Genomic DNA, 12,285 nt, shown 5'->3' with positions numbered 1-12,285 from the left:
CAACGCTCAGCCCCATGAAACCCCTGCGCACCCTCTTGCTCCTCGCCCTCGCCGCCGCCATCCCCCTCGCGGCCGCAGCCTGCGGCGGCGACGACGATGACGAGCCCACCCCGGCGGCCACCGCCGCCGGCACCGCGCCGGCCACCGCCGCCGCCAGCCCGACGCCCACGCCGAAGCCCTCCGGCTCCATCACCGTCTACTCCGGCCGCGGCGAAGCGCTCGTGAAGCCGCTCTTCGAACAGTTCACGAAGGACACCGGCATCACCGTCAACGTGAAGTACGGCGATTCGGCCCAGCTCGCTACGCTCCTCGCCGAAGAAGGCTCCGCGTCGCCCGCCGATATCTTCTTCCCGCAGGATGCCGGCGCCCTCGGCGCGATCGCGAAGGCCGGCCTCTTCGAGAAGCTCCCCGAGGCGACCCTCGCGAAGGTTCCCGCCACCTACAAGGCCAAGGACGGGACGTGGGTCGGCGTCTCCGGCCGCGCCCGCGTCATCGTCTACAACACCTCCCTCAACCCCGCCGAGCTCCCGACCTCCGTGAAGCAGCTCACGGACCCGAAGTGGAAGGGGCAGGTCGGCTGGGCGCCCACCAACGGCTCGTTCCAGTCGTTCGTCACCGCGCTCCGGAAGCTCGAGGGCGACGCCGCGGCCGAGAAGTGGCTGCGCGACATGATCGCGAACGACGTGAAGGTCTATAAGGACAACCGCGCGATCGTCAGCGCCGTGGCCGCCGGCGAAGTGAAGCTCGGCCTCGTCAACCACTACTACCTCTGGAGCTTCATCAAGGACCAGGGCGAAGGGTTCGCCGCGCGCAACCATTACACCGCAGCCGGCGACCCGGGCACGCTCATCAACGTCGCCGGCGTCGGCCTCCTGAAGACCTCGAAGAACAAGCCGGCGGCGCAGGCGTTCATCGATTACCTGCTCTCGGAAGCCGCGCAGGAGTACTTCGTGAAGCAGACCTACGAGTACCCGCTCGTGACCGGGATGGCGGCCGACCCGCGCCTGCCCGCGCTCGATTCGCTGAAGCCGCCGGCCATCGACCTGAGCGACCTCGACGACCTGCAGGGCACGCTGGCGATGCTCCGCAAGGTCGGCGCGCTCCAGTAGCCGGGGCGCCGCGGTGGCCTTCCTGCCCGGCCGCCGCAGCGCGCAGCGAGCCCCGCTGGCCCTCTGGCCGCCGGGGCTCGCCGTCGTGCTCGCGACGCTCGTGCCGGCGTGGTACCTCCTCCGCCGGAGCACCGAGCGGGGCTGGGCGCCGTGGGAGGCGGTGCTGCGCGACGCCGCCTGGCCGCTGCTCGCGCGCTCGCTCCAGCTCTCCCTCGTCGTCGCCGCCGCCTGCATCCTGGTCGCGCTGCCGGCAGCCTGGCTGACGACGCGGACGGACCTGCCCGGGCGGCGCGCCTGGTCGGTGCTGATGGCCGCCCCGCTCGCCATCCCCTCCTACGTGATGGGCATGACCGTGGTCGAGTTCCTCGGGCCGAAGGGGATGCTGCAGGGCTGGCTGGAGCCGTTCGGGGTCGAGCGGCTGCCGGAGATTTACGGCCTCTGGGGCGCGGCCTTCACGCTCACGGCGACCAGCTTCCCCTACGTCTACCTCGTGCTCCGTGGCGCGCTCGCGGCCGCCAGCTCCGCCGAGGAGGAAGCCTCGCGCTCGCTCGGGGTCGCGCCGTGGCCCACCTTCTTCCGGGTCGTGCTGCCGGGGCTCGTCCCCGCGATCGCCGCCGGCCTCCTCCTCGTCGTCCTCTACGTCCTCAGCGACTTCGGCGGCGTTTCCACGCTCAATTACTCCACCTTCACGCGCGACATCTTCATCGAATACCAGTCCAGCTTCGACCGGACGCGGGCGGCGATCCTCGCGTGCGTGCTCGTCGCGGTGGCCGCCGTCATCCTCGCTGCCGAGATTGCGGTCCGGCGGCGGGCCGGCGGCCGCGTGTCCCGCCGCTCGGCGCCGCCCCGCCCGGTGCCGCTCGGCCGCTGGCAGTGGCCGGCGTTCGCCTTCCTCGGGCTCGTGGTGCTCGCCTCGCTGGCGCTCCCGCTCGGGGTGCTCGGCTACTGGCTGGTGCGCGGCCTGCAGGTCGGCGCCCACTTCCCCGCTATCGGCGAGGCGGCCCGCCACTCGCTGCTGCTCGCCCTCGCGGCGGCCGGGCTGACGGTGGTGCTGGCGCTGCCGCTCGCCATCCTCGCCGCGCGCTACGGCGGCCCCGGCGCGGCGGCCCTCGAGCAAACCGCCTACCTCACGCACGCCCTCCCCGGGCTCGTCGTCGCGCTGTCGCTCGTCTTCTTCGGCATCCGCTACGCCCAGCCGCTCTACCAGACGGTGTGGATGCTGCTGTTCGCCTACCTCGTCCTGTTCGTGCCGAATGCGCTCTCGGCGCTCCGGGCGAACCTCCTCCGCCTGCCGCCGCGGCTGGAGGAGGCGGGCACCTCGCTCGGCCGGCCGCCGCTCCGCGTGCTGGCCACGGTCACCATCCCGCTGGCGCGCCCGGGGATGGCCGCCGCCGCGGCGCTCGTCTTCCTCACCGTCATCAAAGAGCTGCCGGCCACGCTCCTGCTTTCGCCGCCCGGCTTCGAGACGCTGCCCGGGCTCGTCTGGGGCCGAACCTCCGATGCCCTGTATGCTGGTGCAGCGCTGCCCGCGCTCGTCCTCGTCGGGCTCGCGCTCATCCCCCTCGTGGTGCTGGCCTGGAGAGGCGACCCTGCGACCCTCGAATCCTGAACCTGCCCCCCGCCCGGCCGCGGAGGCCCTCCGCATCGACGCCGTCGACGTCCACTACGGCCGCTTCCGCGCCGTCCGCGGGGCGACGCTCGTCCTCGCGCCGGGCGAACTCGTCGCCCTCCTCGGCCGCAGCGGCAGCGGCAAGACGACGCTGTTGCGCGCCGTCGCCGGCTTCGAACGGGTGACCGGCGGCGAAATCCGCCTCGCCGGCGAGCTGATCGAAAGTCCGCTGCACCACGTGCCGGCGCACCGCCGCTCCGTCGGCCTCGTCTTCCAGGAGTACGCCCTCTTCCCGAACCAGACGGTCGCCGGCAACATCGGCTACGGGCTCTCCCGCGGCGAGCGCGGCCGGGTGGAGTCGCTCCTCCGCATGGCCCACCTCGAAGGGCTCGAAGGCCGCTACCCCCACCAGCTCTCCGGCGGGCAGCAGCAACGGGTCGCCCTCCTCCGCTCGCTCGCCCCGCGGCCGCGCGTCCTCCTCCTCGATGAGCCGTTTTCGAACCTCGACGCCGGCCTCCGCGTGCAGATGCGCGACGAAGTCGCCGCCATCCTCCGTGCCGAGGGGATGACCGCCCTGCTCGTGACCCACGACCGCGCCGACGCGATGGCGATCGCCGACCGGGTGGCGGTGATGGACGGCGGCGAAATCATCGAAGTGGCCACGCCCCGGGCGCTCTACTTCGAACCGGCGACGCGCACGGCCGCCTCCTACGGCGGCGACGTCCAGTTCGTGCCCGGCGAGGCGTTCGGCGCGGCGGCCGAAAGTCCGCTGGGGCAGCTGCCGCTGGCGCGCCCGTTCCGCGGCCCGTGTGACCTGCTCATCCGGCCGGAGTGGCTCCGGCTGCGGCACGGCGGCACCCCGGCGCAGGTCTGCGCGCGGCGGTTCGAAGGCGCCGTCACGCGGCTCGACCTCGCGGTGGGCGGCCAGCTCCTGCGGATGACCGCCGCCTCGAGCGAGCTCGCCGACCCCGGCGACGTCGTCGGCGTCACCGTGGCGGTGCCGGCCGTGCCCTTCCCGCGGTCGGAGTAGGGCGTCGCCCGCCCCTACTCCTCGAACAGCTGGAAGAGCACCCCGCCCGAATCCCGCGGGTGGATGAACGTGTGCCGCTTCCAGTCGTTCTCGATGATGCCGCCCCACGGCTCGATCCCCTCTGCCCGCAGCGCCTCGGCCGCGCGGTCCACCGAGGCGACCTCGCAGCAGATGTGGTGCATCCCCGGCCGACGCGTCGCGATGAACTTCTGCACGAAGCTGTCCTCCCGCGTCGGCGCGATCATCTCGAACTGCAGCTTACTCCCCGGGATGGACATGACCGCGCCCCGGTAGCCGAGGTGCTCGTCCTCCCACTCTGAGAGCAGCTGCATGCCGAAGACCCGCTCCTGCCAGGCCACCTGCTTCGCCAGGTCCGGCACGGCCATCGAGACGTGGTCGACCCGCTGCAGGTCGACGATTCCGCCGCCCGCGTTCCGGTCGGCCTCCGGCGGCGGCCGGTGGGCGACGAACAGCTGCCAGAGGATGCCGCCGCTGTCCTTCGGGTGGATGTAGGTGACGTACCAGGCGCCGTCGTCCTGGATGCCGCCGAAGGGGGTGATGCCGAGCCGCTCCAGCTCCTTCGCCGCCGCGTGGATGTCTTTCACTTCGACCGTGATGTGGTGGAGCCCCGGCCCGTTCTGGTCGAGGAACTTCTGCACGAACGAATCCGGCCGGGCCGGCGAGATGACTTCGAACTCGATGCCGGTGCCCCGCACCTGCGAGACGCAGCCGTCGAAGTCCTGGTTCGGGCCGGCCTCCCAGTGATGCAGGAATTTGAAGCCGAGCAGCCGCTCGAGCTTCGCCGACTGGGCCCGCCAGTCGGACGCGGCCATGGAGATGTGGTCGACGCGGGTGATGGGCAGCAAATGGCGCTCCGGGATGGAAGGTGGTGGGGCCTCATCATACCGGGAGGGGCGGGAGGGAGGAGGGAGGAGGGGAGAGAGGGAGAAGGGGAGAGAGGGAGAGAGGGAAGAAAAAGGGAAAGGGCGGGAGATGGACGCCGAACGCGTGAACATTCCTCACATTGTGGCGAAATTTTGAGCACAGTTCGGCGTCGCTGGGGCCGTGGGTCCGGGCGCGGGGCGGCGGCTCAGGCGCGCCAGAGCGCATCGAGCGGCAGCGCCCAGAGCCGGTCGCCCGCGGGGAGCGGCTCCGGGTGAGGCGAGAGCACGGCGCCCGCGATGAACCGGCTGCCCAGCTCGTCGCGGAGCGCCGCGAGGCCGCGGAAGTCCCGCCGCTCCGGCCGCGCGGCTGCCTTCACCTCCAGCGCCGCCACCCGGCCGTCCGGCGCCTCCAGCACGAGGTCGACCTCGAGGCCGGCGTACGTCCGCAGGTAGCTGACCGTCGGCGCGGTCTCGCTCCAGGTCGCCTGCTTCCGCACTTCGGCGACGGCGAACGCCTCGAGCAGCTGGCCTGCCGCCTCCGGGACCCGCTCCGCCATCGCCGCGCCGGTGCCGGCGAGCGCGGCCGAGAGGCCCGGGTCCGCGAGGTACAGCTTCGGGCTTTTCGTCAGCCGGGCGGCGAAGTTCGTCGACCAGGCGGGCAGCGGCGCCAGAAGGTAGAGCGTCTCCAGGTGGCGCAGGTAGCGGGTCACCGTCGAGTGCGGCAGCTGGAGGTCCTGCGCGAGGCCGGCCACGTTCGCCGTGCTGCCGACCCGGCCGGCGATCAGCCGCAGGAGCGCCGGGACGGCGGCGACGTGCTCGATGGCGGCGATGTCCCGCAAGTCGCGCCGGATGATGGTGTCGAGGTACGAGGCGAACCAGCGCCGCCGCCGCGCGGGCAGCTGTCGGCCGACCGCTTCCGGGTAGCCGCCGGCCTCGGCGAGCCGGAGGTAGTCGGCCCGGCCGAGCTCCGAAGGTCCGAGGCCGGCGGCGGGGCTGCCCTCCAGGAGCGCATCGAGGAAGCCCTCCCGGCGGCCGCGCAGCTCGCCCTGGCTGAGGGTGTGGAGTTCGATGATCTCCACCCGGCCGGCGAGCGAATCCGCCACCTGCGGCAGGGCGAGGAAGTTCGCCGAGCCGGTCAGGAGGAAGCGGCCCGGCGCCGGGTCGTCGTCGACCGCCCGCTTGACTGCGAGCAGGAGCTCCGGGAGCCGCTGCGCTTCATCGATGACCAGCGGCTGGCGGGCCGCGCTGGCAGCGAGCCCCGCCGGGTCGGCCCGGGCGAGGTCGAGCGTCAGCGGGTCGTCGAGGGTGAGGTAGCGCCGGCCGGTGCGCTCGGCGATGGCGCGGGCGAGGGTGGATTTGCCGCACTGGCGGGCGCCGGCCAGGTAGACGGCCCGGGTGTCGGCCAGCGCCTCCAGCACGAGCGGCTCGATGTTCCGCCGGTACATGGTGGAAATGCTACCGTTGGATGGTGAAATTTGCACCATGTTCGGCGCTGCCGCGCCCTCCCCCGGGAGCGCCGCGCGGGCGCCCCGGTGGCGAAAAATTCACCACCGGATGGCGAAATTTCGTGCGCTCAGCGCGCAGCCGCGGCGCCGTCCTCCCGCTCCAGCTGCTCCAGGATGTACCGCACCACGCGGCCCGTCCGGTCCATCCCCGCGCTGCAGTGCACCAGCACCGGCTTCGGCAGCTCGAGGAACGCCCGCCACGCCCGTTCGTACTCCTCCGGCCGGTACGGGTGCGTCAGCTGGTCCAGCGTCGGCAGGTGGAAGACTTCGAACCCGCTCCGCCGGTACCGCTCCAGCAGCCCTTCCGGCGCCGCCTTCCGGTAGAGCCAGAGCTGGTCGTTCCCGATGAGGCACATGATCGACCGGATGCCGAACTGCCGCGCCTCCGCAATCCACCGGTCCACCGCCTCGTCGCGCACCGTAAGCTCCGGCCCCGGCGCATAGCCCGGCCGCGGGCTCGTCGCAATCAGCCCTTCGATCACCCAGTTCGGCATCTTTCCAGTAGTCTAGCCCGCGGCCCGCTCACGGTGCGGGCCCGAATGTCCTTTCGCAGGAGTGCCCCATGGCCGCCGAGTACCAGCACCTCCGCATCGCGACTGCCGACGGCATCGCCCTCGTCACCCTCGACCGCCCGGAGGTCTACAACGCCACGAACGACGTCCTCCACGCCGAGCTGACCCGCGTCTGGCGCGACCTCGACGCCGACCCGGCGGTGCGCGTCATCGTCGTCACCGGCGCGGGCGACCGCGCCTTCTCCGCCGGCGGCGACCTCGGCGATATCGAAGCCCGGGCCGCGCTCCCCGCCGAGGAGCGGTTCGAAGCCGTCGTCCGCGTAATGAAGGAGGCGGAGGCGATCGTCTACGAAATGGTGAACTGCGAGAAGGTCATCATCTCCGCCATCAACGGCGTCGCCGTCGGCGCAGGGCTGGCCGTCGCCCTCATGGCGGATATCTCGATCATCGCCGAGGAGGCGCGGCTGACCGACGGCCACGCCCGGCTCGGGGTCGCCGCCGGCGACCACGCCGCCATCATCTGGCCGCTCCTCTGCGGGATGGCGAAGGCGAAGTACTACCTGCTCACCTGCGATTTCATCGACGGGCGCGAAGCAGAGCGGATCGGGCTGGTGAGCCGCTGCGTGCCGCGCGAGCAGCTGATGCCGGAGGCGATGCGCATCGCCCGGCAGCTCGCGGACGGCCCGCAGCATGCGCTCCGGTTCACGAAGAAGGCGCTCAACCAGTGGCTCCGGCTCGGCGGCATCACGGCGTTCGATTACTCCCTCGCGCTCGAAATGCTCGGCTTCTTCTCGGCGGCCCCGGCCGAGGGCGCCCGCGCCATCCAGGAGAAGCGGCCGCCCCGCTGGGGCTAGGGGGAGGGCCGCCTCCCGGCGGCGCGGGATGCCGCCCCCCGGCGGCGGGGGATGGCTCGCCGCCTGTGGCGGCACCGCCGGGGGATGCGGCCGCGCCCCGGCCGCGCGGGCGGCGCTTCGCGCCGGGGAATCATGAGGAAAGGGAGGAGGGAGAAGGGAGAAGGGAGAAGGGGAGAAGGGGAGAAAGGGAGAAGGGGAGAAAGGGAGAGAGCCCCCGGCCGCCCGCGGGTGCGGCAACCTCCGACCTCCAACCTTCAACCTCCGACCTCCAACCGTAGCCGCGGGGCTCCGTCCCCGCGGGGCGCCATGCGCCCAACGGATGCCGCGTGAACCGGGAGGCGGGAGCCGGGAACCGGGAGCCGTGAGAGACGTCCGTCCCCGGCCCCAACCTCCAACCTCCAACCTCCAACCTTCAACCTCCCACCTCCCGCCTCCAGCGCCGGCGCGGAGCGCCGGCATCCCGCGGCGCCGCCGCCGGCAGGCGGCGAGCCATCCCGCCCCGCCGGCAGGCGGCATCCCCCCGCGGCCCGCCCCTACACCAGCCCCCGGCTCGCCGTCAGCACCATCCACCCCGCGGTTCCCTTCACCGGCGCTGCGCCGTCGAAGCGCAGGCCCGCGCGTTCGAAGAGCTTCCGCCACTCCTCCAGCCCGCGCAGGCGGCCGCGCCCCAGCGCCAGCAGCTCGAGGTCGCGCAGCGCCAGCCCCGGCGCCGCCCGCGGGTCGGCTGGCAGCACCGGTTCGAGCAGGAGCAGCCGGCCGCCCGGCGGCAGGGCAGCGTGCGCCGCCGCGACCTCGGCCGCGGCTTCCGCCTCGCCGAGGCAGCTGAGCCCGCCGCCGGCCGCGAGCGGCACGCCCGGCGACGGGGCCCGCCGCGCCCGCTCCAGCCACGCCCGCGCGGCCGGGCTGCCGACGATGCACCCCGGGCCCGGGACCTCGCCCGCGGCCCGGCGGAGCGCGTCGGCCGCGCCCGGCGGCGGCGCGAACCCTCGCCGCCGGCCCGCGGGGCCGCCGGCCGGCCGGTCTCCACCGCCTGCAGCAGCCCGCCCCACGCCTCCCACTCCCGGTTCGCCAGCGCGAGCAGCCGCTCCAGGTAATCGCCCGGCGCCTGGCGGCAGAGGAGGTCGGCCACGGGCGTCGCGCCGAAGCGGCCGTCCTCGCCGACGTCGAGCACGCCCTCGGCGGCCAGCGCGCGCAGCAGCCGGGTCAGCGCCTCCGGGTGCACCCCGGCCGCGCTCGCCAGCAGGAGCGCCGATTTGGGCTGGTCGCGGACGAGGTCGAAGATGCCGAGCCGGGCGGCGACGGCCATCGCCTGGACGAGTGCCGGCGCGGCGAGCGTCCGTTCGAGCCAGCCCGCGGCGCCGCGCTCCCGCCCGGCCACGTCACACCCCCGCCAGCAGGCTGCGCAGCGCGGCTTCCGTCTCCGCCGGCCGCTCCAGGTGCACCCAGTGCCCTGCCGGGATGCGCACCACCCGCGCCGCGGGCGCCGCCTGCGCGAGCAGCTCCGGGTAGCCGGGGTGGTCCATCGCTTCGATGACGAGCGAAGGCTGGCGTTCGAGGGCGGCCAGCAGCCGGCCGCCGAGCGCCGCCATCTCGTCGTCGCTGAATTCGAACAGCGGCGCCCAGAGCCCGAGCGCCACCTCTGGCGGCGTCGCAGCGCTCCGCGCCTCCACGCCCTCCCGCGCCGGCCCTGCCAGCCCGCCGAACATCGAGCCGAACAGCTGCTGCCGGAACGCCAGGTGCGTCTCCGGCGCGCGGATGACCGGCGCAATCGCCTGCATCTGGGCTGCGAACGCGCCCAGCGCCAGCGGCTGGTCGATGACGGCGACGCCGCGCGCGAAGCCGGGCATCCGCGCCGCGATGAAGGCCGCGAGGAAGCCCCCGAAGCTGTGGCCGATGAGCACGGGCCGCTCGATGCCGAGCGCGCCGCACAGGGCCGCGACGTCGTTCGCCAGCGCCTCCGGGAAATAGGCGTGGTCGAACGGCCGCCCGGAGCCGCCGTGGCCGCGCATGTCGGGCGCGATGCAGCGGAACTCGCCGGCGAAGCGCGGCAGCAGCGCCTCCCATGTGGCCGAGCTGTCGCACCAGCCGTGGAGGAAGACGAGCGGCGGCCCCGCGCCGTCGTCGCGGTAGTGGAGCGTCACGGTGGGTCGGGCGAACTCGGGCATGGGCGGCACCTCGGGCGCGGTCGGCGGGGCCGCCATTCTACCCGGCTCAGGGAGCCGCTGCGTCCCCGGCCGCGAAGACCGCCGGCTCGGCTGCCGTCTGCGGGTCGGCCTGCGCCAGCGCCGCCGCGTAGGCTGCGTAGGCGGCTTCGACCGCCGCCATCGTCTCCGCGCCCTTGCCGGCGAGGTAGCCGGCATCGAGCCCCTTCGCGCAGGCGTCGGCCGCCGCCGCGTCGAGCTTCCCCGGCGCCGCCGTGGCGCAGAGCAGCCGGAGCGCAGCCTGCCGCGCCTGGATGGCGCCGATGGAGCCGTTCGGCGCGCCCGCCAGCCAGGCGCCGACCGCCGCGCGGAGGTCGAACAGCTGGAGGGCGATGCGCTGTGCGGCCGTCACCGACGGGTCGGCGCTGCAGGCGAGCGCCCCGGGGAGCGGTGCGGCGGCCCGGTCTGCGCCCGCGGCGGCGGCGGCCTTCGCGCAGAGCGCCTTCCAGCCCTCCGGGGTGCCCGCCGCCGCGGCCGCGATGAGCATCGCCTGCCAGTCGGCCGGCTTCACCGCCTGCCAGCCGCCCTCGGCCGGGAACCAGGCGGCGAAGTCCGGCTCCACCGGTTCGGCCGGCGCGGGCGTCCCCATCGCTGCGATGTAGGCGGGCGTCGCCGGCGGCGGCACGAGCATCGGCCCGACGAAGGGCACGGCGCCGACCCCGGCGGCGAGGTCGGCGGTGTAGCAGCGCGCCGTGCTGAGGAAGAGCAGGGCGAGCACCACCCAGGGCAGCTTCCGAACCACACCGCGATCATCGGCAGGCGGGCCGGCCCGCCGGAGCCGTCAGCCCCAGAGCGCGCCCCGGATCGCTGCCGCGATGGGCGAATCCCCGGCCGGCGCGCGCATCCCCTGCTCGATGCGGACCGCGGCGAGGTTGAGCGCGGCGAGCGCGGCGTCATCGCCGAGCGCCTCCACCTGCCGGCGCGGCAGCCAGAGCAGCTCGTCGGTGCCCCAGGTGAGGCCGGCGAGGTCGGCGAGGTCCGCCGTCGCGGCCGGGTCGAAGCCCCGCAGCCGGGCATACGCCATGGCGAGCGCGCGCCGCGCCGGCGCCCCGAGCCCGCTGGTGAGCAGGAAGGCGGCGAGGTCGAACAGCTGGTGGCCGAAGCCGGCCGCGGCGAAGTTCACGAGCCACGCCTTCCCCGGCGCGAGGAGGACGTTCGCGGCCGTCGCGGCGCGGTGAGCGAAGCCGAACGGCCCGGCGAGGAGCGCTTCGCGGGCGGCGGCGAAGTGCGGCGCGGCGGCCTCCCGCTCCGCCGCCGCGAAGCCCAGCCGGTAGAGCGGCGGCGGGCACTCGGGCAGCACCCCGGCCGGCGCCTTCTCCCAGTCGAGCCCCTCCCGCAGCGGCAGCGCGTGGAGCGCGGCGAGCGCGGCGACGGCCGCCTCCGCCGCCCCCGGCGGCGGTTCGACCTGCAGCGCGGTGAGGCCCGGGACCTCCTCCTCGATGGTGGCGAGGCCGGAGAAGCCGAGCAGCCGCGGCATCGCGGCGAACCCCGCGTTCGCCAGCGCCTCGAAGACGGCGGCGTGGTTCTGCGCCGCCTCGGCCGTGACCGGCCGGCGGACGATGACCGCCCGCCCGCCGCCGCTCCACCGCTCGGGCGCGCCGGGCGCATCGCCGAGCGGTTCGAAGGCCGGTTCGCTGCCGGGCGGCAGCCCGAGCGCCCGCGCCACATCGGCCGGGTCAGCCAGCACGGCGCGCCCCCTCCCCCGCCCGGCGGGGCCGCCGCGCCGGCCGCTGGCAGCGCGGGCAGTAGTGCGTCGCCCGGCCGCCGACGATGCTCCGCGCGATCGGCGTCCCGCAGACGTAGCACGGCTTCCCCGTCCGCCGGAACACCTGCACGAACATGTGCTGCTGGCCTTCGTTCCCCTGCCCGTCGACGTAGTCGCGGAAGCTGGCGCCGCGGTGGGCGATGCCCCGCTCCAGCACCTCGCGGCAGGCGCGGTAGAGCCGCCCCATCGCCGCGCGCGAAAGGTCGCCCGCCGGCGTATCCGGCCGGACGCCGGCGGCGTAGAGCGCTTCATCGACATAAATGTTGCCGAGCCCGGCGAACCGCCGCTGGTCCAGCAGGACGGCCTTCACCGGCGCGCGCCGCCCTTCGAGCACCCGGCGGAACTGCGCCTCCGTCAGCCCGGCGTCGATCGGCTCCGGCCCGAGCTTCGCGGTGACTTCCTCCGCGGAGGCGTGGAGGCGCCACGTGCCGAACTTCCGCAGGTCGCTCCAGCGCAGGTCGTGCCCGTCATCGAGCTGGATGACGGCCCGTTCGTACGGCTCCGGCGGCGCGCCCCGCTCGCGCCACACCAGCCGCCCCGTCATCCGCAGGTGGGCGGCGAACCAGCGCCCGTCGTCGAGTTCGAAGAGAAGGTACTTCCCCCGGCGGCCGAGCGAGCGGATGGTCCGCCCGACGAGGTTCGCGCGGAGCGTCTCGATCGGCGCGCCCGCGAGCAGCGGCAGCGTCCCCGGGTCCACCTCGACGCCCGTGATGGTGCGGCCGGCGACGAGCGGGGCGAGGTCGCGGCGGATGGTTTCGACTTCCGGCAGCTCGGGCACGTCTCGATTGTCGAACCGGCGGCCGGCCACGCGCCACC

At 74.4% G+C, this 12,285-nt stretch carries 12 protein-coding genes and 1 pseudogene; 4 read left to right on the top strand and 9 right to left on the bottom strand.

What is annotated here, in order from left to right; all coding sequences use genetic code 11:
• Nucleotides 1–14 precede the first annotated feature (14 nt).
• The 3 genes from O0235_RS06715 to O0235_RS06705 are packed head-to-tail and all read left to right on the top strand — an operon-like array spanning nucleotide 15 to nucleotide 3,748.
• On the top strand, nucleotides 15–1,109 hold the full coding sequence (locus tag O0235_RS06715) for an iron ABC transporter substrate-binding protein (RefSeq protein WP_270057769.1): 1,095 nt from the start codon (nucleotides 15–17) through the stop codon (nucleotides 1,107–1,109).
• A gap of 13 nt (nucleotides 1,110–1,122) precedes the next feature.
• Complete coding sequence (locus O0235_RS06710) at nucleotides 1,123–2,718, top strand: ABC transporter permease (protein ID WP_270057768.1); 1,596 nt, start codon at nucleotides 1,123–1,125, stop codon at nucleotides 2,716–2,718.
• The gene (locus O0235_RS06705) at nucleotides 2,618–3,748 is read left to right on the top strand and encodes an ABC transporter ATP-binding protein (protein ID WP_270057767.1); all 1,131 of its coding nucleotides are present in this window, start codon (nucleotides 2,618–2,620) and stop codon (nucleotides 3,746–3,748) included. Before O0235_RS06710 ends, O0235_RS06705 begins: the two co-directional genes overlap by 101 nt.
• Before the next feature lie 14 nt (nucleotides 3,749–3,762).
• Here O0235_RS06705 and O0235_RS06700 read toward each other — a convergent pair whose 3' ends face one another.
• The 3 genes from O0235_RS06700 to O0235_RS06690 all read right to left on the bottom strand — a co-directional run bounded on the left by O0235_RS06700 (nucleotide 3,763) and on the right by O0235_RS06690 (nucleotide 6,631).
• Nucleotides 3,763–4,614 carry a VOC family protein gene (locus tag O0235_RS06700; protein WP_270057766.1) on the bottom strand — a complete coding sequence of 284 codons (852 nt, stop codon included), beginning with the start codon at nucleotides 4,612–4,614 and terminating at the stop codon, nucleotides 3,763–3,765.
• A 224-nt stretch (nucleotides 4,615–4,838) separates the two neighbouring features.
• The gene (locus tag O0235_RS06695; protein WP_270057765.1) at nucleotides 4,839–6,077 is read right to left on the bottom strand and encodes an ATP-binding protein; all 1,239 of its coding nucleotides are present in this window, start codon (nucleotides 6,075–6,077) and stop codon (nucleotides 4,839–4,841) included.
• Between the two features lie 128 nt (nucleotides 6,078–6,205).
• The gene (locus O0235_RS06690; protein WP_270057764.1) at nucleotides 6,206–6,631 is read right to left on the bottom strand and encodes a tyrosine-protein phosphatase; all 426 of its coding nucleotides are present in this window, start codon (nucleotides 6,629–6,631) and stop codon (nucleotides 6,206–6,208) included.
• Nucleotides 6,632–6,699: 68 nt separating this feature from the next.
• On the opposite strand from O0235_RS06690, the gene O0235_RS06685 reads away from it, so the two are divergent.
• The gene (locus O0235_RS06685; protein ID WP_270057763.1) at nucleotides 6,700–7,503 is read left to right on the top strand and encodes an enoyl-CoA hydratase/isomerase family protein; all 804 of its coding nucleotides are present in this window, start codon (nucleotides 6,700–6,702) and stop codon (nucleotides 7,501–7,503) included.
• 533 nt (nucleotides 7,504–8,036) lie between these two features.
• Here the strand turns inward: O0235_RS06685 and O0235_RS06680 are convergent.
• From O0235_RS06680 to mutM, 6 genes and pseudogenes are all read right to left on the bottom strand, one after another.
• Nucleotides 8,037–8,552, bottom strand: coding sequence for a methyltransferase (locus O0235_RS06680; protein WP_270057762.1), 516 nt, complete (start codon nucleotides 8,550–8,552; stop codon nucleotides 8,037–8,039).
• A 74-nt stretch (nucleotides 8,553–8,626) separates the two neighbouring features.
• Nucleotides 8,627–8,809, bottom strand: a pseudogene (locus tag O0235_RS15745) (methyltransferase family protein); the annotation flags it as partial.
• Nucleotides 8,810–8,882: 73 nt separating this feature from the next.
• Nucleotides 8,883–9,668, bottom strand: a complete 786-nt coding sequence (locus O0235_RS06675; RefSeq protein WP_270057761.1) for an alpha/beta fold hydrolase — start codon at nucleotides 9,666–9,668, stop codon at nucleotides 8,883–8,885.
• A 46-nt stretch (nucleotides 9,669–9,714) separates the two neighbouring features.
• Nucleotides 9,715–10,446 (bottom strand): hypothetical protein, encoded by a 732-nt coding sequence (locus O0235_RS06670; RefSeq protein ID WP_270057760.1) that lies wholly within the window; start codon nucleotides 10,444–10,446, stop codon nucleotides 9,715–9,717.
• Between the two features lie 39 nt (nucleotides 10,447–10,485).
• Nucleotides 10,486–11,391, bottom strand: coding sequence for a phosphotransferase (locus tag O0235_RS06665; RefSeq protein WP_270057759.1), 906 nt, complete (start codon nucleotides 11,389–11,391; stop codon nucleotides 10,486–10,488).
• The gene (gene mutM, locus O0235_RS06660; RefSeq protein WP_270057758.1) at nucleotides 11,381–12,247 is read right to left on the bottom strand and encodes a bifunctional DNA-formamidopyrimidine glycosylase/DNA-(apurinic or apyrimidinic site) lyase; all 867 of its coding nucleotides are present in this window, start codon (nucleotides 12,245–12,247) and stop codon (nucleotides 11,381–11,383) included. Before mutM ends, O0235_RS06665 begins: the two co-directional genes overlap by 11 nt.
• Nucleotides 12,248–12,285 lie beyond the last annotated feature (38 nt).

The sequence above is a fragment of the Tepidiforma flava genome, from assembly GCF_027594505.1.
Lineage (GTDB): Bacteria > Chloroflexota > Dehalococcoidia > Tepidiformales > Tepidiformaceae > Tepidiforma > Tepidiforma flava.
Note: the sequence above shows the minus strand (reverse complement) of the source record. Positions and strands in the feature narration are given on the sequence as shown.

Excerpts from the sequence above, each read along its gene's own strand:
- O0235_RS06695 (WP_270057765.1), bottom strand. The coding sequence starts at position 6,077 with ATGTACCGGCGGAACATCGAGCCGCTCGTGCTGGAGGCGCTGGCCGAC.
- O0235_RS06715 (WP_270057769.1), top strand. The coding sequence starts at position 15 with ATGAAACCCCTGCGCACCCTCTTGCTCCTCGCCCTCGCCGCCGCCATC.
- O0235_RS06675 (WP_270057761.1), bottom strand. The coding sequence starts at position 9,668 with ATGCCCGAGTTCGCCCGACCCACCGTGACGCTCCACTACCGCGACGAC.
- O0235_RS06690 (WP_270057764.1), bottom strand. The coding sequence starts at position 6,631 with ATGCCGAACTGGGTGATCGAAGGGCTGATTGCGACGAGCCCGCGGCCG.
- O0235_RS06705 (WP_270057767.1), top strand. The coding sequence starts at position 2,618 with ATGCTGGTGCAGCGCTGCCCGCGCTCGTCCTCGTCGGGCTCGCGCTCA.
- O0235_RS06685 (WP_270057763.1), top strand. The coding sequence starts at position 6,700 with ATGGCCGCCGAGTACCAGCACCTCCGCATCGCGACTGCCGACGGCATC.